The organism is Thauera butanivorans NBRC 103042 (assembly GCF_001591165.1).
In the GTDB taxonomy this organism is placed as follows: domain Bacteria; phylum Pseudomonadota; class Gammaproteobacteria; order Burkholderiales; family Rhodocyclaceae; genus Thauera; species Thauera butanivorans.
Window position 1 is genome coordinate 1 of sequence record NZ_BCUG01000073.1, and the last position, 22,172, is coordinate 22,172.

At 66.2% G+C, this 22,172-nt stretch carries 18 protein-coding genes and 1 riboswitch; of the genes, 8 read left to right on the forward strand and 10 right to left on the reverse strand.

Annotated features, from left to right (window positions below):
* Positions 1-434: 434 nt before the first annotated feature.
* Positions 435-1,439 carry an Rpn family recombination-promoting nuclease/putative transposase gene (locus TBU01S_RS20715; protein ID WP_068639395.1) on the reverse strand — a complete coding sequence of 335 codons (1,005 nt, stop codon included), beginning with the start codon at positions 1,437-1,439 and terminating at the stop codon, positions 435-437.
* 103 nt (positions 1,440-1,542) lie between these two features.
* Positions 1,543-2,868, reverse strand: coding sequence for a tryptophan--tRNA ligase (locus TBU01S_RS20720; protein ID WP_068639396.1), 1,326 nt, complete (start codon positions 2,866-2,868; stop codon positions 1,543-1,545).
* Between the two features lie 177 nt (positions 2,869-3,045).
* On the opposite strand from TBU01S_RS20720, the gene TBU01S_RS20725 reads away from it, so the two are divergent.
* The 4 genes from TBU01S_RS20725 (at position 3,046) to nudC (ending at position 6,851) form a co-directional block, all read left to right on the forward strand.
* On the forward strand, positions 3,046-3,888 hold the full coding sequence (locus TBU01S_RS20725; protein ID WP_068639397.1) for a mechanosensitive ion channel family protein: 843 nt from the start codon (positions 3,046-3,048) through the stop codon (positions 3,886-3,888).
* A 122-nt stretch (positions 3,889-4,010) separates the two neighbouring features.
* A complete protein-coding gene (locus TBU01S_RS20730) occupies positions 4,011-4,643 on the forward strand; it encodes a DOMON-like domain-containing protein (protein WP_068639398.1) in 633 nt (210 codons plus the stop codon).
* Positions 4,643-5,863: an exo-beta-N-acetylmuramidase NamZ family protein gene (locus TBU01S_RS20735; RefSeq protein ID WP_068639399.1), complete on the forward strand. Its 1,221-nt coding sequence runs from the start codon at positions 4,643-4,645 to the stop codon at positions 5,861-5,863. The genes TBU01S_RS20730 and TBU01S_RS20735 overlap by 1 nt, the downstream gene beginning before the upstream one ends.
* Before the next feature lie 10 nt (positions 5,864-5,873).
* Positions 5,874-6,851 (forward strand): NAD(+) diphosphatase, encoded by a 978-nt coding sequence (gene nudC / locus TBU01S_RS20740; RefSeq protein WP_068639400.1) that lies wholly within the window; start codon positions 5,874-5,876, stop codon positions 6,849-6,851.
* Positions 6,852-6,873: 22 nt separating this feature from the next.
* Here nudC and TBU01S_RS20745 read toward each other — a convergent pair whose 3' ends face one another.
* On the reverse strand, positions 6,874-8,550 hold the full coding sequence (locus tag TBU01S_RS20745) for a C13 family peptidase (protein WP_068639401.1): 1,677 nt from the start codon (positions 8,548-8,550) through the stop codon (positions 6,874-6,876).
* A gap of 238 nt (positions 8,551-8,788) precedes the next feature.
* On the opposite strand from TBU01S_RS20745, the gene TBU01S_RS20750 reads away from it, so the two are divergent.
* Positions 8,789-9,733, forward strand: a complete 945-nt coding sequence (locus TBU01S_RS20750; RefSeq protein ID WP_174524559.1) for a ribose-phosphate diphosphokinase — start codon at positions 8,789-8,791, stop codon at positions 9,731-9,733.
* A 134-nt stretch (positions 9,734-9,867) separates the two neighbouring features.
* Complete coding sequence (locus TBU01S_RS20755; RefSeq protein ID WP_068639402.1) at positions 9,868-11,505, forward strand: methyl-accepting chemotaxis protein; 1,638 nt, start codon at positions 9,868-9,870, stop codon at positions 11,503-11,505.
* A 243-nt stretch (positions 11,506-11,748) separates the two neighbouring features.
* On the opposite strand, the gene TBU01S_RS20760 is transcribed toward TBU01S_RS20755, so the two are convergent.
* The 5 genes from TBU01S_RS20760 to TBU01S_RS20780 form a co-directional block, all read right to left on the reverse strand.
* Positions 11,749-12,120, reverse strand: a complete 372-nt coding sequence (locus TBU01S_RS20760) for a thioredoxin family protein (protein ID WP_068639403.1) — start codon at positions 12,118-12,120, stop codon at positions 11,749-11,751.
* A gap of 93 nt (positions 12,121-12,213) precedes the next feature.
* On the reverse strand, positions 12,214-14,034 hold the full coding sequence (locus TBU01S_RS20765; protein WP_169802991.1) for an ATP-binding protein: 1,821 nt from the start codon (positions 14,032-14,034) through the stop codon (positions 12,214-12,216).
* An 88-nt stretch (positions 14,035-14,122) separates the two neighbouring features.
* Entirely contained in the window at positions 14,123-17,845 is a 3,723-nt protein-coding gene (metH, locus tag TBU01S_RS20770; RefSeq protein WP_068639405.1) for a methionine synthase, read from the reverse strand.
* Between the two features lie 77 nt (positions 17,846-17,922).
* A riboswitch (S-adenosyl-L-homocysteine riboswitch) is annotated at positions 17,923-17,999 on the reverse strand.
* Positions 18,000-18,086: 87 nt separating this feature from the next.
* Positions 18,087-18,674 (reverse strand): hypothetical protein, encoded by a 588-nt coding sequence (locus tag TBU01S_RS20775; RefSeq protein WP_418648955.1) that lies wholly within the window; start codon positions 18,672-18,674, stop codon positions 18,087-18,089.
* 51 nt (positions 18,675-18,725) lie between these two features.
* Positions 18,726-19,217 (reverse strand): hypothetical protein, encoded by a 492-nt coding sequence (locus tag TBU01S_RS20780; RefSeq protein ID WP_068639407.1) that lies wholly within the window; start codon positions 19,215-19,217, stop codon positions 18,726-18,728.
* Between the two features lie 130 nt (positions 19,218-19,347).
* Between TBU01S_RS20780 and TBU01S_RS20785 the strand changes: the two genes are divergently transcribed.
* Both TBU01S_RS20785 and TBU01S_RS20790 read left to right on the forward strand, forming a co-directional pair.
* Positions 19,348-20,460, forward strand: a complete 1,113-nt coding sequence (locus TBU01S_RS20785; protein WP_068639408.1) for a branched-chain amino acid ABC transporter substrate-binding protein — start codon at positions 19,348-19,350, stop codon at positions 20,458-20,460.
* Between the two features lie 179 nt (positions 20,461-20,639).
* Complete coding sequence (locus TBU01S_RS20790; RefSeq protein WP_068639409.1) at positions 20,640-21,062, forward strand: CBS domain-containing protein; 423 nt, start codon at positions 20,640-20,642, stop codon at positions 21,060-21,062.
* Between the two features lie 75 nt (positions 21,063-21,137).
* Here TBU01S_RS20790 and TBU01S_RS20795 read toward each other — a convergent pair whose 3' ends face one another.
* Complete coding sequence (locus tag TBU01S_RS20795) at positions 21,138-21,758, reverse strand: hypothetical protein (protein WP_068639410.1); 621 nt, start codon at positions 21,756-21,758, stop codon at positions 21,138-21,140.
* Positions 21,759-21,811: 53 nt separating this feature from the next.
* Positions 21,812-22,102 carry a hypothetical protein gene (locus tag TBU01S_RS24140; RefSeq protein WP_157659230.1) on the reverse strand — a complete coding sequence of 97 codons (291 nt, stop codon included), beginning with the start codon at positions 22,100-22,102 and terminating at the stop codon, positions 21,812-21,814.
* Between the last annotated feature and the right edge of the window lie 70 nt (positions 22,103-22,172).

A 22,172-nucleotide genomic window follows, 5' to 3' on the forward strand; every position in this document is an offset into this window, starting at 1 on the left:
TTGGGCTTCGAGCCGCCAGACGAGGATGAGGATCACGACGATTGATGATGAACGCGTAGCTGCGGGAGCCCTGCTTGCAGACCCTCGACGCACCCCGGCGCCTGGCCTTGGAGCACCGCCTCCGCTGCCTCGAAGCAGCATCCAGAGTTGCATCTTCAGCTACTCTTGTCCCCACCGCCGAAGCGCTGCTCGACTGGCTGTATCACGCCCCCTGATCTCTTTCGCACTGCTAAAGAGATTTTCGGCCCGTATCCCACTTTGCCCCATGGCAGCCCGCCCCATCCCGCATTTATCGTGCAATACGCCCTGTAGTTTTCTTGTCTCGTCTCAGCAAGAACGCCTGCAAACAATTCAATAAAAAGAGAAGCTGCGCGAGCGGCCGGAAAATCCGGCGCACTTGCGCAGCTTCTCGTGTGCTTTTACGTCGGGGACGTTCAGCCTTCCGGCCCGATCACACCTTCCAGGCTCTCCGCCGTCAGCACCGCTTCGATCCAGCCTTCGAGTTGTTCCAGCGGCGCCTGCGCAAGCCGCGCCTCGGCCCAATCGGGCAAGAGGCCAAAACGCAGCCTGAGTTGAAGGCCCAGCATGCGGGCTGCTTCGCTCTGCCTGCCCTTGAGCAAGCCCTTCTGCTCCCCCTTGCGTTCTCCTTCCTGGCGAAGGCCGTCCATCCATTCGTCGATACGTTCAGCCAGCACGGTGGTGACTCCTTCCAAAGTCTCGGGCATTTGAGTCATCTGACCCGGATTCAGTTTCGACAGGATAGTGCGCCGGTAAAACCTCGTAAAGGCACGGTCCAGGCCGTCGAAGTCGTCGTCCTTGAGAAGCTCGACCAGCGCCCGGGTCGTTTCGAGGATGACCGGGTCATCTGGCAGATGGGTTTCCAGCACGATCAGGCAGGCCATCAGGTTGTCGGACAGCTGCTTCAGTTTTGCTTTCGGCACCCGTCCCTGATCGAGTAGGTGATGACGGAAGCGCGGCGTCCAGCATTTGAGGCTGTCGGGGGCGTCGATCAGCTTGGCGATTTCCAACGAGGCTCGCCATGTGGCTTGGCCGTTGTAGATCACAACCGGAAACACCGGCGGCAGCTTTTCACCCGGCTTCACCTGCTCGGTCTTGATCAAGTCCTGGTAGAGCAGGCAGACGTAGGTGAGCATGCGTAGCGCCATCCACGGATCAGTCTTGCTCTGGAACTCGATCAGCAGGAACAGGTAGAGCCATTCCTGGCTGCCGTCGGGCAGCTTCAGTTGCACACGCCAGACGATGTCGGTGCTGCGCTGTACCTGGGAGTCGCTGACGTAGTGGGTGTTCTGCTTTTCCAGCGTGCTGAAGTTTACTTGCCTGACCCAGTCCTCATGCACGAAGCCGCGCAACAGCGCTTCGACCATCGTCGGATGCGAGAAGATATCCTTGTACGTGCTGTCGTGCGGTATGGCGGGCATGGCAATACATCGTCATGATGTCGACGGATTATGCCATCAGGGAATTGTCACACCAATGCCTGCAAGCCGTCCTCGCCGAACACGACTTCAGTCGCGTCCAGCCTCACTCCCCGAACGCAGCCAGCGCCGCGCGTAGCGTGGCTTCGTCCACGCCTTCAGCCAGCGTCGCGACCTTTGCACCATCCAGCCACAGAGTAGCGTCCTTCACCTCGAAGGCGCTGCCCTGCTTCAGCGCCGACACCACCGTCCCGGCATCGCGCGGCGACGCGAAGCCTTCGCCCTGCAGCAGCAGGCCGCCGCCGGCATCGACCAGCTTGAAATGGAAGCGGCCGTCGGCTTCGCGGTATTGCTTGAACTGCGGCAGCGCGGCCTTGGTCTTTTCCGCCGCAGCCGCCGGGCGGGCGACTTCGGCCAGGCTGCGCAGGCCGACGGCGCGGCGCAGTTCGCCCAGGAAGGGCGTGGCGATCGCACGCGCCTTGGCCGCACCTTCGTGCAGCAGTTTTTCGATCTGCGCCGGGTCGGCGATCAGGGCCTGGTATTTCTCGCGCATCGGCGCCACGCTGGCCTCGATCTTGTCGGACAGGGCCTGCTTGGCTTCGCCCCAGGCGATGCCTTCTTCGAACGCGGTGCGCATCGCGCGCGTTTCCTCGGCGCTGGAAAAAGCCTGGTACAGCTCGAACAGCGCGGAGCCGTCGGCGTCCTTGGGTTCGCCCGGCGCTTTCGAGTCGGTGACGATGGAGTAGATCACCTTCTTCAGCTCCGCCGGGCTGCAGAACAGCGGAATCGTGTTGTCGTAGCTCTTGCTCATCTTGCGCCCGTCCAGCCCCGGCAAGGTCGCGACCGAAGCGTCGATGGCTGCCTCGGGCAGCACGAAATGCTCGCCGTACAGGTGGTTGAAGCTGCCGGCGATGTCGCGCGCCATTTCGATGTGCTGGATCTGGTCACGCCCGACCGGCACCGTGTGCGCCTTGAACATCAGGATGTCGGCCGCCATCAGCACCGGGTACATGTACAGGCCCATATTCACGCCGGCGTCCGGGTCGACGCCTTCGGCGGTGTTCTTGTCGACCGCCGCCTTGTAGGCGTGGGCGCGGTTGAGCAAGCCCTTGCCGGCGACGCAGCTCAGCAGCCAGGTCAGTTCGGGAATCTCGGGGATGTCGGACTGGCGATAGAACCACACATGGCTGGTGTCGAGCCCGGCGGCGAGCCAGGTAGCGGCGATCTCCAGCGTCGAACGCTGCACGCGCAGCGGGTCGGTGGTGCTGATCAGCGCGTGGTAGTCGGCCAGGAAGTAGAAGCTCTCCACCTCCGCCTGGCGGCTGGCGGCAATGGCCGGGCGGATGGCACCGGCATAGTTGCCGAGGTGGGGCGTACCCGAAGGCTTGATGCCGGTGAGGACGCGCTGGACGGAAGGCTTGCTGGCGGACATGGATCGCTCCGGCGGAAACGGGACAAAGACCGCGAGTTTAACGGCTTCCTCACACTGCTTGTAACATGCGCCCGCCGCAGGCCTGCGATAAGGTAGGGCCCCTGCGGCAAGACTGCCATCCCCGAAGGCAGACGCAAACCTTCTCCCCGGACAACGAAAAGGATCTCCGCGCTCATCATGCTCGAAAGACTGGCCCATCTCGACTGGATCGAAACCTATGCCCTGCCGTGGGGCATCAACCTGCTGCTGGCCCTCGGCACCTTCATCATCGGCCGCTGGATCACCCATGGCGTCGTCAGCGTGGTGCGCAGGCTGCTGACGCACACCCGGCTCGACGCGATCCTGGTGAACTTCATCCTGTCGATCCTGCAGGGCGTGCTGCTGCTCATTGTCGTCATCGCCGCACTCAACCGCCTCGGCATCGACACCACCTCGCTGGTGGCGCTGATCGGCGCGGCCGGCCTGGCGGTCGGCCTGGCACTGCAGGATTCGCTGAAGAACTTCGCCGCCGGCGTGATGCTGATCCTGTTCCGCCCCTTCAAGGCCGGCGACTTCGTCGAGGCCGGCGGCACCTCGGGCACGGTCGAGAAGATCAACATCTTCAGCTCCACCTTCCGCACCGCCGACAACCGCGAAATCATCATTCCCAACGGCGCCGTCTACGCCGGCGTGATCACCAACTACTCCACCCGCCCGACGCGCCGCATCGACCTGCTGCTGCGCGTCGGCTACGACGACGACATCCGCCGGGTCAAGGCGATCATCGGCCAGGTGCTGAAGGATGATGCGCGGGTACTGGCCGACCCCGCACCCTTCATCGGCGTGGCCGACCTCGGCGAGCACAGCGTGAACCTGCACGTGCGCCCCTGGGTCGCCACAGCCGACCACTTCGCGACGATGTGCGAGCTGAAGGAAAAGCTGAAGATCGCCTTCGACGAAAACGGCATCACCATCCCCTATCCGCAGATGGACATGCACCAGCGCCTCGTGCCGCTGCCGGACCTTAAGACGAGCGCCTGAGCCGACCGCCGGGCGCGGGCACCCGGAGCCTGCGCCCGCCCGGCGAACCGGCTACCATTGCGCCTGCACCAAACGGGGGCGCCGCCCCCGCCCGCTCCAAACCCACCCGCATCGATCCCATCGTGAGCCTGCCCACACCCGAACGCCCCAGCGTGCCGACCATCACCGTCGGCCTGCGCCCTCACCCCTCGACAACGCCGGCCGCCCCTGCGGATTCCGCCTCGCCGGTCGGCATGCTGCTCGCCACGATGTACGCCCTGCCGGAAGGCGGCGCGGTGTTCGAGTTCAAGCTCGACGGCAGCCGGCTCGACGCCATCCGCATCCCGCTCGAGGCCGAACCCGGCGCCGCGGACGAATTGTGGAAACACACCTGTTTCGAAGCCTTCGTCGGCGTCCAGGGCGAAGCGGGCTACCGCGAATTCAACTTTTCGCCATCCGGCCAGTGGGCGATCTACGACTTTCACGCCCCCCGCGAGCGCAACATGGATTTCCGGGCCGACGCAGGGCCATCGATTCGCTTCGAGCGGGACGGCGACACCGCCTGGCTGGAAGCGCGCGTGCCCGCCGCCGCGCTGCCCGTGGTAGCGCCCGGCACCGATCTCGACATCGGCCTGGCCGCGGTCGTCGAACGCAGCGACGGCAAACTCGAATACTGGGCGGTGAGCCACCCTGCCCCGCAGCCCGATTTCCACGCCCGCAACGGCTTCGTGCTGGCGCTGGCGACCCGGGCCGCCGCCCCGGACGGGAAACGCTGATGGGCGCGATCCGCCTCGGCCTCGACCGCCTGCTCGCCGACGCCGCGCTGCGCCGCCCGCTGGCCGGCCGCCGCGTCGCCCTGCTCGCCCATCCGGCCTCGGTGACGCGCGGGCTGGCGCATTCGCTCGACGCCCTCGCCTCGCTGCCCGGCCTCCGCCTGTCCGCCGCCTTCGGTCCGCAGCACGGCCTGCGGGGCGACAAGCAGGACAACATGGTGGAGTCGCCCGACTACACCGACCCGCTGCACGGCATCCCGGTGTTCAGCCTGTACGGCGAAGTGCGCCGCCCCACCGCGGCGATGATGGACAGCTTCGACGTGCTGCTGGTCGACCTGCAGGACCTCGGCTGCCGCATCTACACCTTCATCACCACGCTGCGCTACGTGCTGGAGGAAGCGGCCAGGCACGGCAAGCCGGTATGGGTGCTCGACCGCCCCAACCCGGCCGGCCGGCCGGTGGAAGGCACGCTGCTGCGCGCCGGCTGGGAGAGCTTCGTCGGCGCCGGCCCGCTGCCGATGCGCCATGGCCTGACGATGGGCGAACTGGCGCGCTGGTTCGTCGCCACGCTGAAGCTCGACGTCGATTGCCGCGTGATCGAGATGGAAGGCTGGCAGCCCGACGCCGCCCCCGGCCACGGCTGGCCGCTGGGCGAGCGCAGCTGGATCAACCCCAGCCCCAACGCCCCGAACCTGTCGATGGCACGCGCCTATGCCGGCACCGTGATGCTGGAAGGCACGACGCTGTCCGAAGGCCGCGGCACCACCCGCCCGCTGGAACTGTTCGGCGCCCCCGACCTCGACGCCCGCGCCCTCCTCGCCGAGATGCGCGTGCTCGCGCCCGACTGGCTGCGCGGCTGCGTGCTGCGCGAATGCTGGTTCGAGCCGACATTCCACAAGCATGCCGGCAAGCTGTGCAATGGCGTGCAGATCCACGTCGAAGACCCGGTCCACTACGACCATGCCGCCTTCCGTCCGTGGCGCCTGCAGGCGCTGGCGTTCAAGGCCATCCGCCGGCTGTGGCCGGACTATCCGCTGTGGCGCGATTTCGGCTACGAGTACGAATTCGAGCGCCTGGCGATCGATCTCATCAACGGCTCGCCGCTGCTGCGCGAATGGGTGGACGACCCCGCCGCCGCGCCGGCCGACCTCGACGGCCCGGCGCGCGCCGACGAAGCCGCCTGGACCGAGGCCCGCCGGCCCTTCCTGCTCTATCCCGCCTGAACGCTCCGCCATGCCCATGCACGCATACGACCGCTCCGCCGCCATAGGCTTCGGCTTCAACCCGCTGGACCGCCTGTCCGACAAGCGCCAGGACGAAGACTACGTGTACCAGGCCAGGCAGGCGGCGGATACGCGCTTCGTCGTCCATGGCGGCGACGAGCCCTTGCTGATGCAGCGGGGCGTGGAGTGTGACGCCTTGTTCTCGGCGCCGCAGTTGGCCGCACTGCGGGCCGTGCTGCCACCGAAGCTCAGCGAGCCCGTGTGCGAAGTGTTCATGGGCCGGCTGCCAAACGGCGCGGCGCTGTTCGCGCTGGATTTCGGCGCCGGGCTGGTCGATGTCATCGCCGGCCTGCCGGGGCTGGCGCTGCGCAGCTTGCGCGCGGTGGCGATGCAGGGCGAGCTCGACCACGCGCTGCTGGGCGAGCTCGGCGGCGCCAAGGCAGTGCTCGACTGGCACCGCCGCCACCGCTTCTGCGCCCAGTGCGGCGCACCCAGCCGCATGGTCGCGGGCGGCTGGCGGCGCGACTGCGACGCCTGCGGCGCCCAGCACTTCCCGCGCGTCGATCCGGTCGTGATCATGCTGGCGATCGATGGCGAACGCTGCCTGCTCGGCCGCCAGCCGCGCTTTGCCGCCGGCATGTATTCGGCGCTGGCCGGCTTCGTCGAGCCGGGCGAGACGATCGAGGATGCGGTGCGCCGCGAAATCCTCGAAGAAGCCGGCGTGCCCTGTTCCACGGTGCGCTACTTCGCTTCGCAGCCCTGGCCCTTCCCCTCGTCGCTGATGATCGGCTGCTTCGCCCAGGCGCAGGACACGGCCATCATCATCGACAGCACCGAACTGGACGACGCCCGCTGGTTCAGCCGCGCCGAAGTCGCCGGGATGCTGGCCGGCACCCACGCCCAGGGCTTGTCGGCGCCGCTGCCGTATGCGATCGCGCATCACCTGATGCGGGCTTTCGTGGATGAAGGCGAAGCCTTGTTGCGGTAGATCGCAGCCCGCCACCATTTCGCTACTGCGCCGACTGCACCCGCCAGCGCCGCAACTGCTCGCGGATCGGCGCCGGCGCGGCGATCACCGGGCGCGAGTGCTCCTCTTCCGCCAGTTCCTCGCCCGCGCCGCCTTCGCCCTGGATGCCGGCAATGTCCTCGCGCTCCCAGGTTTCCACCAGCCCGCGCGCCTTGTCGAAGGCGTCGATGAAGGAGACGCCGGGCGCGAGCGATTCCTTGAAGTAGGCGCGGCCGAAATAGGTGAAGTCGTTGTCGTCGGCGCAGCCGAACGAAGTCCGGTCGTGGCGCGCGGAGGTGATGACCAGCGTGCCTTCGTCGCCGATCGCGTCGACGAAGCCGCCGGAGTAGCAGGCCGACACCACCACCACTTTCCAGCGGATGCCGCTCTCGCGCAGCATCTCGCCCAGCGTAGCGGCCGGCAGGTCGGGCATGTCGATGCCGGCGAGCTTGAAAGTCAGCTCGTGCGCGTCGGAGCCGTGGCTGGTCAGGAAGAGGAACAGGATGTCCTTCTCCACGTCCATGCTGTCGGCCACTGCGCGCAACGCCCGGCGCAGGCTGGTCCGGGTCGCCAGCGGCACGGCATCGACGCTGCTGCGGCTGTTGACCAGGGTCAACGAGCGGCCGGCCGTGCCGAAGTCGCGGTCGAACTGGCTGCGCACGAACTCGACTTCGCGGCGGAACACTTCTTCCCGGCCGTCGCCCGCCACCGCCAGCAGATAGAGGTCGATGCGCGCCGGATCCTGCGGCCGCAGGGCCTGCAGCTGGCGTTCGAGCAGGGCCGGCTGGGCGTACAGCGCGGTTTCGACCTTGCGCTGGCGCAGCGCCTCGGCCGCCGGGTCATGCAGTTTGCCGCGCTGCCAGGTGCCGCTGTCGCGCGTGCGTCCGTCCGGCTTGGGCCGCGCATACGTCATCGTGCCTTCGCCGTCGTACAGGCCCCAGGCGAAACCGCCGCGATATTCGTCGCCGTCGGCATTGCGGAACACGCCCTGGCCGTGGAAGCGCCAGTTGTCGAAATCGCCCTCGTAGCGGGCGCCGTTCTTCATGCTCGCCCTGCCCTTGCCGCTGAGCGCACCGGCGGCGAAGGTGCCTTCGAAGACGTTGCCCTGGGCGTCGGTGAAGCGGCCCTGGCCGTTCGGCTCCCAATCGGCGAGCTCGCCTTCGTAGCGGCGATCGTCGTGGATGACCAGCATGCGGCCGACCGGCTCGTCGTCCTCGAAGCGACCGATGTAGATGCGGCCGTCGGCCAGCTCCAGGCGGCCTTCGCCGTGGAAGCGGCCCTTCCTGAAGCCCCCTTCGTAGACTTCGCCATTGGCGCGGACGTAGCGCCCGTGGCCGTCGAACTCGTCGGCGCGGAATTCGCCTTCGTATTCCGAGCCGTCGGCGAAGCGCATGCGTCCCTTGCCCTGCATCAGGCCGTTGTCGAAGCCACCTTCGTAGCGCCAGCCCGATGCGCCGGCCGCCATGCCTCTGCCGTGCGACAGGCCTTCGACGAAAGCGCCTTCGCGGTAGGCACCGTTGCGCCACTCGATGCGGCCCTGGCCGTGCAGCTTGCCGTCGCGCATGCCGCCGCGATAGATGCCGCCGTCGGGCGTGACGGCATCGGCTGCAGACGCAGGCAGGGCCGCGGCCAGCGCCGCGGCAAGAATCAGGCAATACAGCAAGGCACGGCGGGCGGGCACAGGCCGCGCGGGAGCAGGGACGGCCGGGGAAACGGCAGCGGAGGCAACTGCGGCAAATCGAACGGACATCGGCAAAACCCGGCAGGAAAGCGTTCCAGCCGGCATCGTACGCCGCCGCCCCCTCTTCCCCCAAGACCTGAGTCGGAGTAAAAGAGAGCGCGCCTGGTGCGCGCCGCCACGCATGCAGCCCCGGCTCCGGCCGGCTCATTCCAGCCAATTCACATAAGCGAGACATCCCGTGATCAGCCACGGCCTCCAGATCTTTGCCGGCAACGCCAGCCGGGAACTTGCCGGCGAAATCTGCCAACGGCTCGGCATCCGCCTCGGCCAGCTCGACATCTCCCGTTTCTCCAACGACAACCTGCGCGTTCAGGTGCAGGAAAACGTGCGCGAACGCGACGTGTACGTGGTTCAGTCCTTCACCGAGCCGGTGAGCGAGCACATCATGGAACTGATGATCACGCTCGACGCCATGCGCAGCGCATCGGCGCAGCGCATCACCGCGGTGATCCCGTACTACTCCTATGCGCGCTCGGACAAGAAGGACGCACCGCGCATCTCGATCACCGGCCGGCTGATCGCCGACATGCTGAAGACCGCCGGCGCGAACCGCGTGCTGACGATGGACCTGCACGCCGACCAGGTGCATGGCTTCTTCAGCGTGCCGGTCGACCACCTGACGGCGGTGCCGACCATCGCCGAGCACTTCCGCCGCCACCACGACCTGTCGAACATGGTGGCGGTGGCCACCGACGCCGGCGGCGCCAAGCGCGTCGGGCGCTTCTCGGAGCGGCTGGGCATTCCGATGGCGATCATCGACAAGCGCCGCGTCAGCGACACCGCAGTCAAGCATGGCGAAGTGGTGGGCAATGTGTGCGGACGCGACGTGGTGATCTTCGAGGACGAGATCTCGACCGGCGGCACGCTGGTGTCCTCGGCCGAGACGCTGCGCGCCGCCGGCGCGCGCAGCGTGCATGCCGGCGCGACGCACGGCGTGCTGTGCGGCCCGGCCATCGAGCGCCTGCGCGGCGCGCCCATCGATTCGGTGGTGGTCAGCAATACCGTCGCCTTGGCACGGGACAAGCGCCTGCCCAAGATCACCTCGCTGAGCGTCGCGCCGCTGTTCGCCGCGGCAATCGAGCGCATCCACAGCGGCCAGAGCGTGGGCGTGCTGTTCGAATGAGATGAGGCGGCCCTCGGGGCCGGGCGCGCGATCTTGCCTGTCCGGAACATCTCTTCCCGTTTCAGGCCTTCAGTATCCGGCGGGGCCTGCCGATAACACCATGACTCGCCCCCTCCCCGACCTCAGAGAACATCATGAACTGGTTCGACAGCCTCAGCCTGCGAACGAAGTTGATCTTCAACTTCGTCGTTTCCAGTACCCTCCTGATCGTGGCCATCGTCATCTGCTATGTGCAGATCGAGCGCATGGACAGTCTCTCGGACGAAATGTCCAACCACACCCTGCTTTCGCTGACGCAGACCGCCGCCATGAGCGAGGGGCGGATGCGCTACCGCATCCGCAGCCTGGAGTTCATGCTCGCTGAAACGGCCGCCGAGCGGGACAAGCTCGAACAGTCGTTGGTGGACATCGACGCCAAGCTGGCGCGCTCCATCGAGGACTATCGCAAGCTCGCCGCCGAGCTCCAGGCCGGCGCCCTGCTCGACACTTTCGCCGGAGCCGTGGCGGCCTACCGCGACACGGTGATGAAGGCCGTGGCACTGGTCAAGGACGGCCGCGAGTACCAGGCCATGCAGTTGCAGCGGACGGAGTGGTTCGCCGCCGGCACGCAGGTCGCCAACGCCACCAACGCCCTGGTGAAGCACGCGAACGACCGGGCCGAAGCGCAACGCGAGGCGATCGCCGGCGCCGCCAGCCATGCAAAACGGATGGCGATCGGCGCACTGGTGCTCGGTACCCTGCTCGCCGGCTTGGTGTCCATGCTGCTGGCGCGGCGGATCACCACCCGCCTGCAGCATGCCGTCGCGGTCGCAAACGAGATCGCCGCCGGCCGCCTCGGCAAAACCGCCGACGGCCCGTCGGCGGCAAGCAAGGATGAAATCGGCACGCTGCTGGGCGCCATCGATACGATGCGCGAGTCGCTGCGCGTGACCATCGGCGAAACGCGCGAGGTCTCGTCCCGCCTGTCCGCATCCGCCGAAGAACTCAGCAAGGGCGTGGGCGAACTCGAAGCCAGCGTGGATGCCCAGAGCACGGAAGCCTCGAACATCGCGGCAAGCGTCGAGGAAGTCACGGTGTCGATCAGCGAAGTGGCGAGCCGCACCAACGAGGCCAGCGCCGCGGCGCGCGACTCCGACGCCAAGGCGCACGAAGGCCGTGAAGTGCTGCGCAAGCTGGAGCAGGACATCGACCAGGTCTCGGCCGTCGTCAGGACGGCGTCGGACGGCATCGGCAGCCTGGCCGAGGAGTCGAAGAGAATTTCGGCCATCGTCAATGTCATCAAGGACATCGCCGACCAGACCAACCTGCTCGCGCTCAATGCCGCGATCGAAGCCGCGCGCGCCGGCGAGCAGGGCCGCGGCTTCGCGGTCGTGGCCGACGAAGTGCGCAAGCTGGCGGAGCGGACGACTCAGTCGACCGGCGAGATCACCGCCATGGTCGACACCATCCAGCAGTCCACCCACCAGGTGGTCACGCGCATCGACGAAGGCGTGGCAGCCGTCGAACGCAGCGTGGAACACGCCCGCGCAGCGGGCGGCAGCATCGATTCGCTGCTGTCGATCGCGCGCCGGGTGTCCGAACTGATCGGCGACATCGACCTCGCCCTGCGCGAACAGTCGGAAGCTTCCACCGTGGTGGCCCGCAGCGTGGAACAGATCGCCAGCAACGCCGAACAGATCCATGCCGTCACCACGGCAAGCTCGCACTCGGCCGAAAGCCTGCGCGCGATGGCCAGCCACATGCAGGGCAATGTCAGCCGCTTCAGTCTCTGAACGCTGCGCCGAATCCTCCAGGCGCCCCGGCCGGAACAGCAGGCGGACGCCGTGCCGACGTTCGAAGCCGGGTTCGAGCGCCACAGCCTGGAGGCACGCTTCCCCAGCACCGAACGCGGCGGCAGCCGCTGCCCCTGCTGAAGACCGGCAACGGCAAGACGTTAAAAACGGCGGCCCGGACATGCTCCGGTGCCGCCGTTTCCTTGTTCGCCGCGGGCAGCGTGCCACCCGCGGCAGCCGGCTTCAGGCCTGCTGCTTCTGCTGCTCGGCGATCTCCGAGCGCACCTGGTCCATGTCGAGGCCGCGCACGCCGTCGATGACCTGCTTGAGCGCGCTGGCCGGCAGGGCGCCCGATTCGCGGAACACCATGATGCCTTCGCGGATCACGGCGATGGTCGGGATCGAACGGATCTGGAAGGTGGCCGCCAGTTCCTGCTGGGCTTCGGTGTCGATCTTGCCGAAGACGATGTCGGGGTTCTCGTCGGACGCCGCCTCGTAGGTCGGCGCGAAACTGCGGCAGGGAGCGCACCAGGCCGCCCAGAAGTCGATGAAGACGATCGGATTCTGTTCCAGCACGTCGTTGAAGTTGTCGGCGGTGAGTTCGAGGGTGGCCATGTCGGCGGGCTCCGTGGGTTCGAGACCGCCGATGCTACCGGACTGTGGCGCCCCGCCCAAGCACGAATCACCGGCAACGGCCCGCGGCGATGCTCAGGCTGCCACCCGGCCGCCGGCCTTCAGCACGGCCTCGACCCGCTCGTACAGCAGACCGATGTTGAGCGGCTTGGTCAGGAAGTCGTCCATCCCGGCGGCCAGGCAGATCTGGCGATCCTCCTCGCGCGCGCTGGCCGTCATGGCCAGGATCGGTATCCTCGGCCGCCCGGTTTCGCGCTCGTGGGCGCGAATCCGCCGCGTCGCCTCCAGGCCGTCCATCACCGGCATCTGCAGGTCCATCAGCACCAGATCGAAGCTGCCACCGATCACTTTCTCCAGACCCTGCCGGCCATCCTCGGCAACCGTCAGGTCGTAGCCGCGCCGCGTCAGCAGCGCCACCGCGAGCTTCTGGTTGATCGGGTTGTCCTCGACCACGAGGATGGCTGCGCCCTTGCCCGGCACAGGCGCGGGCGGCGCATCGGCAGCGGGCGCTGCCTTGGCCCCGCCGGCATCCGGCGCCGCGCATTCGAAACGCAGCGTGAAGAAGAAGCGGCTGCCCCGGCCCGGCTTGCTGTCCACGCCCAGCATGCCGCCCATCAGTTCGACGAGGCGGTAGGAGATCGACAGCCCCAGGCCGGTGCCGCCGAACCTGCGCGAAGTCGACGTATCCGCCTGGGCAAAGGCATCGAACACCATCGCCTGCACCTGCGGATCGATGCCGATGCCGGTGTCCTTGACCGAGAACACGACGTCGGCCATGCCGCCGCCGCTGCCGCTCACCGAAGCCGACACCACCACTTCGCCCTGCTGGGTGAACTTGATCGCATTGCCGATCAGGTTGGTCAGCACCTGCTTGAGCCGCAGCGCGTCACCGAGCACCCTGCGCGGCAGATCCGGCGGCAGTTCGAGCCTCAGCTCCAGCCCCTTGGACTTGGCCGGCGCGGACAGCACGCGGGTGGCGAGGTCCAGCGTCTCGTGCAGGTCGAAGGCTTCGTGCTCGATATCGACCTTGCCGGCCTCGATCTTGGAGAAGTCGAGGATGTCGTTGAGGATGCGCAGCAGCGAATCGGCCGAAGCCTGGATCATGCGCAGATGCTCGGGCACCTCGGGGTCGCGCGGGTCCATCAGCGCAAGCTCGGTGAGGCCGATGATGCCGTTCATCGGCGTGCGGATCTCGTGGCTCATGTTGGCCAGGAACTGGCTCTTGGTGCGGTTGGCGATTTCCGCCTGGTCGCGCGAGGCTTCGAGTTCGGCGATCATGCGGCTGCGCTCGCGGCCGAGCTGGATCGACTCGATCAGCATCGAGCTCAGGTTGTTCGAGCTGTTGATGATGGTGATGCTGAAGACCGGAATCAGCACGATCAGGATCAGGTCCGGAATGCCCTGGTAGTCGAGCGCGGCGATCAGCGCGACCGGCAGCACCGACAGCACGGTGTAGCTGGCCAGTGCGGTGCGGGAAGGCGCGAGCGTCGGCATCGCGCCGGCGATGGTGGCGGCGATGATGCCGGCGGTGAAGAAGCGCGCGTCGTAGCCGGCGCCGATCATGAACAGCGCCGCCCCGGCCGCCCAGCCCGTCGAGGCCAGCAGCGCGCCCAGCATGTAGCGCTTGAACCAGGTGCCGACTTCATCGACCGAAGGCGCGCGGGCAAAGAAGCGCCGCACCGACAGCACGCGGATGAAGGCAAGCAGCGCCATCGCCCCGGCCCAGCCGAGCGCCGGCACCATCTCCGCACCGAAGACGACGTTGCCGACCGCGAGCATCAGCGCGACCGTCACCAGCGAGATCTGCGCCGGAATGGAATTGCGGTACAGCAGATAGACCGCCTGATGCCAGGAGGCTGGGTCGACCCGGTCATCGGTCAGGCGGGGGAACTTCACGGCACACATATCCGCTACGCATCAGAACGTGGCGAGATTAGCATGGCCGAATCTGCCGGAGCGTGACCCATTCCGCTCCGGCACGCGTTTATAGCAAGGGCGCCAGCCAGCGCGCGGCCTGGTCCACTTCCATGCCGGTGCGGCGCGCCCAGTCTTCCAGCTGGTCGCGGCCGATCTTCGGCACGGCGAAATAATGGCTTTCCGGATGGGAAAAGTAGAAGCCGCTGACCGCCGCCGCCGGCATCATCGCATAGCTTTCGGTGAGTTCCATGCCGGCGCGCTCGCGGGCGCCGAGCAGTTCGAACAACGGCCCCTTCACGGTGTGGTCCGGGCAGGCGGGGTAGCCCGGCGCCGGGCGGATGCCGCTGTAGCGCTCGGCGATCAGCGCCTCGTTGTCGAGCGTTTCGTCGGCGGCATAGCCCCAGCATTCCTTGCGCACGCGCTCGTGCAGCCATTCGGCGCAGGCTTCGGCCAGGCGGTCGGCGAGGCTCTTGAGCATGATGGCGTGGTAGTCGTCGTGCACCGCCTCGAATTCGGCGAGCTTGCCCTCGATGCCGAGGCCGGCGGTGACGGCGAAGGCGCCGATCCAGTCCGGCACGCCGGAATCCTTCGGCGCGATGAAGTCGGACAGGCACCAGTGCGGCTTGCCCGCCGGGCGCTCGTGCTGCTGGCGCAGGCCGTGCCAGACCATCGCCAGCTGGCGGCGGTCCTCGCCGGTGTAGATCTCGACGTCGTCGCCCACCGAGTTGGCCGGGAACAGGCCGAACACGGCCCTGGCCTGCAGCCAGTTCTCATCGACGATCCGCGCCAGCATCGCCTGGCCGTCCTTGAATACGTTGCGCGCGGTTTCGCCGACCACCTCGTCGTCGAGGATCGCCGGAAAACGGCCCGCCAGGTCCCAGGTCTGGAAGAACGGACCCCAGTCGATGTAATCGACCAGATCGGCCAGTTCGACCTCGATCGCCTGCACGCCGCGCGTGTTGGGCGCCGGTGGGCGATAGTCGGGCGCGATGCGGAAGGCGTTGGCACGGGCGGCGTCCAGGCTCACCAACTGCATGCCCTTCTTGCCGGCATGCAGCGCGCGGATCTTCTCGTAGTCGGCGGCGACTTCGGCCTTGAAGGCATCGCTCTGCCCTTCGGACAGCAGCGCGGTGACCACGCCCACCGCGCGCGAGGCGTCAGGCACATAGACCACCGGCTGGTCGTAGTGCGGCGCGATCTTGATCGCGGTGTGGTTGCGGCTGGTGGTGGCACCGCCGATCAGCAGCGGCACTTCGAAGCCCTGGCGCTTCATCTCGGCGGCGACGTGGGCCATCTCTTCGAGCGAGGGCGTGATCAGGCCGGACAGGCCGATCGCCTGCGCGCCGTGCTCCTTCGCCGCTTCGAGGATCTTCGCCGCCGGCACCATGACGCCGAGGTCGATGATCTCGTAGCCGTTGCAGCCCAGCACCACGCCGACGATGTTCTTGCCGATGTCGTGCACGTCGCCCTTCACCGTGGCGATGACGATGCGGCCCTTGCTGGCAGCGCCGGTGCGCAGCTTCTCGGCTTCGATGTAGGGGATCAGGTGGGCCACCGCCTGCTTCATCACCCGCGCCGACTTCACCACCTGGGGCAGGAACATCTTGCCGGCGCCGAACAGGTCGCCGACCACGTTCATGCCCGCCATCAGCGGGCCTTCGATGACCGCCAGCGGCGGCCGGCCTTCGGCTTCCAGCTTGGCCCGCACCTCCTCGGTGTCGGCGACGACGAACTCGGTGATGCCCTTGACCAGCGCGTGCGACAGGCGCTCTTCCACCGCCCAGGCGCGCCAGGCAAGGTCGGGGCCGGACTCCTTGGCCTGCCCCTTCACCGACTGCGCCATCTCGACCAGCACCTCGCCCGGATTCTGGCCGGACGCGGGCTTGCGGTTCAGCACCACGTCCTCGACCTTCTCGCGCAGCACCGGGTCGAGCTGGTCGTACACGCCGAGCTGGCCGGCGTTGACGATGCCCATCGACAGGCCGGCCTTGATCGCGTGGTACAGGAAGACGGTGTGAATCGCCTCACGCACCGGGTCGTTGCCGCGGAAGCTGAAGGACACGTTCGAGACCCCACCCGAGGTCTTGGCCCAGGGCAGCTTGTGCTTGATCCAGGCCACCGCCTCGATGAAGTCGACCGCGTAGTTGTCGTGCTCCTCGATGCCGGTGGCGATGGCGAAGATGTTGGCGTCGAAGATGATGTCCTCGGGCGGGAAGCCGGCACCGCCCTCGGCCACCGGCTTGGTCAGCAGGTGGTAGGCGCGCGCGCAGATCTCGGTCTTGCGCGCGAAGGTGTCGGCCTGGCCGGCCTCGTCGAAGGCCATCACGATCACCGCCGCGCCGTAGCGGCGCGCCAGGCGCGCCTGGCGCAGGAACTCGGCCTCGCCCTCCTTCATCGAGATCGAGTTGACCACGCCCTTGCCCTGGATGCACTTCAGGCCGGTCTCGATCACCGACCACTTCGACGAGTCGAGCATGATCGGCACGCGCGAGATGTCCGGCTCGGAAGCGATGAGCTTGCAGAAGCGCTCCATCGCCGCGACCGAATCCAGCATCGCCTCGTCCATGTTGATGTCGATGACCTGGGCGCCGTTCTCGACCTGCTGGCGCGCCACCGCCAGCGCGTCGTCGAAGCGGCCTTCGAGGATCATGCGGGCGAAGGCCTTGGAGCCGGTGACGTTGGTGCGCTCGCCGACGTTGACGAACAGGCTGTCGTCGCCGACGTTGAAGGGCTCCAGGCCGGACAGGCGCAGCTTCTTCTCGACCTCGGGCACCTTGCGCGGCGGGAATTCCGCCACCACCCGGGCGATCTCGGCGATGTGCGCCGGCGTGGTGCCGCAACAGCCGCCGACGATGTTCAGCAGCCCGGCTTCGGCCCACTGGCGGATTTCGCCGGCGAGGTGCTCGGGCGTCTCGTCGTAGCCGGTCGGCGACAGCGGATTGGGCAGGCCGGCATTGGGGTGGGCCGACACATGGGTGTCGCAGACGTTGGACAGGTCCTCGACGTACTGGCGCAGCTGGTCGGCGCCGAGCGCGCAGTTGAGGCCGAAGCTGATCGGCTGCGCATGATTCAGCGAGTTCCAGAAGGCCTCGGCGGTCTGGCCCGACAGCGTGCGGCCGGAGGCGTCGGTGATGGTGCCCGAGATCATTACCGGCACGCGCTGGCCACCGCTTTTTTCGATCTCGTCGAACAGCTTTTCGACGGCGAACACCGCCGCCTTGGCATTGAGCGTGTCGAACACCGTCTCGATCAGCAGGATGTCGGCGCCGCCTTCCAGCAGCCCCCTGGCCGAATCGTAGTAGTCGTCGGCGAGCGCGTCGAAGCTGATGTTGCGGAAGCCCGGATCGTTGACGTCGGGCGAGATCGACAGCGTGCGCGAGGTCGGCCCGATCACGCCTGCACAGAAGCGCGGCTTGGCCGGGTTGCGCGCGGTGTATTCGTCGCACAGCCGGCGCACCAGGCGCGCGCCTTCGACGTTGAGCTCCCAGGCGAGCGCTTCGAGGCCGTATTCGGCCTGCGACACGCGGGTGGCGTTGAAGGTGTTGGTCTCGATGATGTCGGCGCCGGCATCGAGATAGGCGCGATGGATGCCGCCGACCACGTCCGGCCGCGTCAGCACCAGCAGGTCGTTGTTGCCCTTGAGGTCGCGCGGGTGGTCGAGGAAGCGCTGGCCGCGGTAGTCCGCCTCGCCCAGCGTGTGCTGCTGGATCATCGTGCCCATGGCGCCATCCAGGATCAGGATGCGCTCGGCGAGCAGCTGGCGGAGTTCGGTCGTGCGGTCGGCTTGCATCGGGTATCACCTCGGTCGTTCGACGATCGCCGGGTGACGCCTGGTACGAAAGCAGACGGCGCCACAAACCGGCAGAAGGTTTGTGAGCGCCGTTGATCGGTTGCCGAGCCTGGCCCTCGCAGATTCAGGCGGGGTCGCAGCGCTCCTCGGCAGGGGAGCGATTGTATCGGCTCACGCCAGGGCTTGCCAATAGCGGCCTGACGCGGCCTGGGTTAACACAGCCCAGCCTGGCACGGCCCGGCTACCACCAGTAAGGGTGAAAGGGATGAGGCGCGAAAAACGGATGGCGGTAATAGGGGTAGCCGTAATACGGCCGGCCGTGGCCCCAATAGCCGTTGACCACCCATCCGTCACGCGGATACACATAGGTCTGGCTGGTGCGCGCCACCTTGCCGTCGATGAAATGCACGTTGAAGCGCGTGGCGACGCCCGGACCATTGTTGCGGATGTTCCAGTCCCACACCTCCTCGCCCGACAGCTTGAAGACCTGCACCGAGCGATGCTGGCCGAGCATGCGCTCGACTTCCTCCTGCGTCATGCCCTTCTGCACCCGCACCAGGTTCTCGCTTTCGAGCGCATCCCACTGCCGCAGCACCATGCCGCCCTGGTCGACCTGCACCATCAGGCAGGTATGGCCGTAGGGCTGGGTGGCGTATTCCAGCGTGGTCGTGCCGTCCTCGTTCTGCCAGCGCCGGCTCGGCTCGCCCTTGGCGGCCAGTGCCTCGGCCTCGGTGGTGAAGGGACGGGGCGGCTCGAAAGTCGCGCAACCGGCAAGCTGCAGCGCCCCTGCAAGCATCAGCAGCAACCCCATCCCGCGCAGCCAGCGCATCGGGAACGGGGTCGCACTCCGGGTAGCGGTCTGGCTCATGACAGCCTCCATTCAGCGTCGATATTGCGTGTAGCGGCCCGTGCCGGTCACCCTGCCGTCGGTATTGAAGGACACGGTGAAGAACACCGGATCGCTCGTGCCATCGGGACCGTTGGAAATCTTCCATTCCCACACGGTTTCCCGTTTCAGGCGGAAGAACTGGCTGCGCGCCGGCTTGCCCAGCAGGCGGCGCACTTCGTCGCCGCTCATGCCGTTGACCACGCGGGCGAAGTTCTGTTCGTTGAGCACCTGCTCGACGCTGCGCAGTATTTCGTCCGGGCCGATCGTGATCATGAAGCACTCGGTGCCTTCGGGCTGGCGGGTGAACTCCCAGGTCACCGAGCCATCGGCGTTGCGCCACTCCATCTGCGGCGGGCCGAAACGTTCGCGCACCTCCGCCGCCGTCGATTCCCCCGGCTTGAGCTCGCGCAGATTGAAGTAATCGCAGGCAGTGATGCCGATTGCCGACAGCACGGCGCACAGCCAGGCAAGCAAGCGTTTCATGTCATCGATTCCTCGAGGGTTTGCCCGGCCTTCCGGCGACGGGCCACTGGGCTAGAATCTGCCATCCACCATGGATTTGCAACGCCCTTGCAGTGACTCTTTGCAAACTATGCACCTTCCGGAGACGCACATGAAGAAGACCCTGCTCGCACTTGCCCTGGTCGGCGCCGGCTTTGCCGCCCAGGCCCAGACCGTCGTCAAGATCGGCCACGCCGGCCCGCTGACCGGCCCGATCGCCCACTTCGGCAAGGACGGCGAGAACGGCGCCCGCCTCGCGCTCGAAGACGCCAACGCCAAGGGCCTGGTCATCGGCGGCCAGACCGTCAAGTTCGAACTCCTCAGCGAAGACGACCAGGGCGACCCGCGCACCGCCACCACCGCGGCGCAGCGCCTGACCGACGCCGGCGTCAGGGGCGTGGTCGGCCACACCACCTCGGGCGCCTCGATTCCCGCCTCGCGCGTGTATGAGCAGGCCGGCGTGCCGGTGATCACGCCGTCGTCGACCAGCCCGAAGCTGACCCAGCAGAACTACAAGACCACCTACCGCGTCATCGCCAACGACCTGCAGCAGGGCGAAGCCATGGCCAGGTACGCGATCGAGACGCTGAAGGTGAAGAAATTTGCCGTCATCGACGACCGCACCGCCTACGGCCAGGGCCTCGCCGACTCCTTCGCCGACAGCATCAAGAAGCTGGGCGGCGAAATCGTCGGCCGCGAGTTCACCAACGACAAGGCCACCGACTTCACCGCCATCCTCACCAAGATCAAGGCCCGCACGCCCGACGCCATCTTCTATGGCGGCATGGACTCGCAAGGCGCGCCGATGCTGCGCCAGCTGCGCCAGCTCGGCATCCCCGCCACCTTCCTCGGCGGCGACGGCAACTGCACCAGCGAAATGCTCAAGCTCGCCGGCGACGCGATGAACGAAAAGGTCTTCTGCACCCAGGCCGGCATCCCGCTGACGCAGATGCCCAGCGGCGAAGAGTTCCTGTCCCGCTTCAGGCAGCGCTTCAACGCCGACGTGCTGGTCTACGCCCCCTACGCCTACGACGCCGCCACCGCGCTGATCGAAGGCATGAAGGCCGCCGACTCGACCGACCCGGCGAAATACCTGCCCGCCATGCAGAAGGTCGACTTCCAGGGCGTCACCGGCCACATCGCCTTCGACGCCAAGGGCGACATCAAGGAAGGCGGCGTCAGCCTGTACAACTACGCCAACGGCAAATGGGAGCCGGTGCAGTAAGCGGCACCATCATGAAAACCGGCGGGGGCGTGGATTCACGCCCCCGCCGCCGTTTACAGCCCTCTCAAGCGTTCCGGGCGGGCATCTTCGCAATGCTTGCCAAATGTCAAGATCGTCAAGCAGTTTCCAGGCTAGGGTGTGATCGGATTCTCATCACAACACCGATACGGGAGCGAGACATGACAAACCGCGACATCTCCTTCATCGTCAAGGACCAGAACCCCCTGATGCTGCGCCCGACCGACACCGTGCAGACGGCCTGTCAACGCATGTGCGAGCGCAACGTGGGCGCAGTGCTGGTCACCGACGCGAACGCCCGGCTGGAAGGCATCTTCACCGGCCGCGACGCGGTGCAGGCAATCGCCCGCGGCGGCAATCCAGCCGATGTGCCATTAGCCGAAGTCATGACCGCCAAGCCGGATACCATCGCCCTGGATCTCAAGGCGATCGATGCGCTGCACATGATGTGCGACGGCGGCTACCGCCACCTGCCGGTCACCGCGGACGGCAAGGTCGTCGGCATCGTGTCGCGCAGCGACTTCAAGGGGCTGGAACTCGACCAGTTCGAGGACCAGCAGAGCTTGTGGGAGTGCATTTGCTGAGGGGGCATAAGCGGGGCAGCGGTGGTGCGCGCTGCTCCGCGCCCATCAAATGCTGGGCACTTCCACACTCAGCACTTACGGGATGTCTGCAATACGCATGTTTGCCAGAACTGCCTCGTACAACTCTTTGGAAACATCCCCTGCAAGCATATAGACAGTATCGTCATCATCCATGACGAAATAGATGCGCTGAGCGCCACCCGGAAGAGAAGACTTGATCCAATAGGAGTGAATGGCGCCTTTTGAGGTCTTGATATAGCCGTCAGCCACATCAATACTCTCTATACGCCGCAATGCCGCCAGCGCTTCATTTCCAGCAGGAAGCCGGCCAAGTGCATCAAAGAGCTCTTCATTGCTTCCAATATCCAGCCCCTTCAACAAGCCTGCACTCTCATACATTCCCATCAGCCTATCCCGGCTTACGGACAGGAAATGAACGGCTTGTTTCCCATCCTTTTCCTGAAAAATATGCAATATAGAATCACCATGGCCCGTAACAAGGACCTTTCCAGCAACAGACAAAGGAATACGCATCTCCAACCGACCGAATTGCACACAAATGCAATCCTGACAACCCCCAATATCCGGCCATGGCTTCTCAACCATGGATATGCCATTCTCTGCCAAGCACGGATTGAACAGAGCAATCGACAAGAAAATACCAAACACCCATCTCACTCGACGCATCACCCCCATGTCGGAAGCCTCCTGGAGGTCAGCCCTATTGATGCCATCTCAAGCTCTCTACCTCACTTATAGATAACACCGCGTACACACGAAAACGATAACTGACCTCGATAATGATTGAACATCCCCCTACCCATTTGCATTGCAAGCCACGAAATAGATGCTTTCCCACCAGATGGCCTTGGCACCCACCCTATGGCTTTAGAGCACTCCCTTGCTTCATTCAGCATCACACCAAAAACCTCTGCTACCCGCTCATTCACCTCGCCATTCCAACGCAACGAGACATTTGCGAATCCATAAAAAGACTCGATCATTTCTTTGACTGCTAGTTTTTCTGCTTCCAGCGCCATCACCCATCCTTCGCGATATTCATACACCCAAACGTATCAGCCATGAGCTTGATACTCGGCGGGCTCTAGA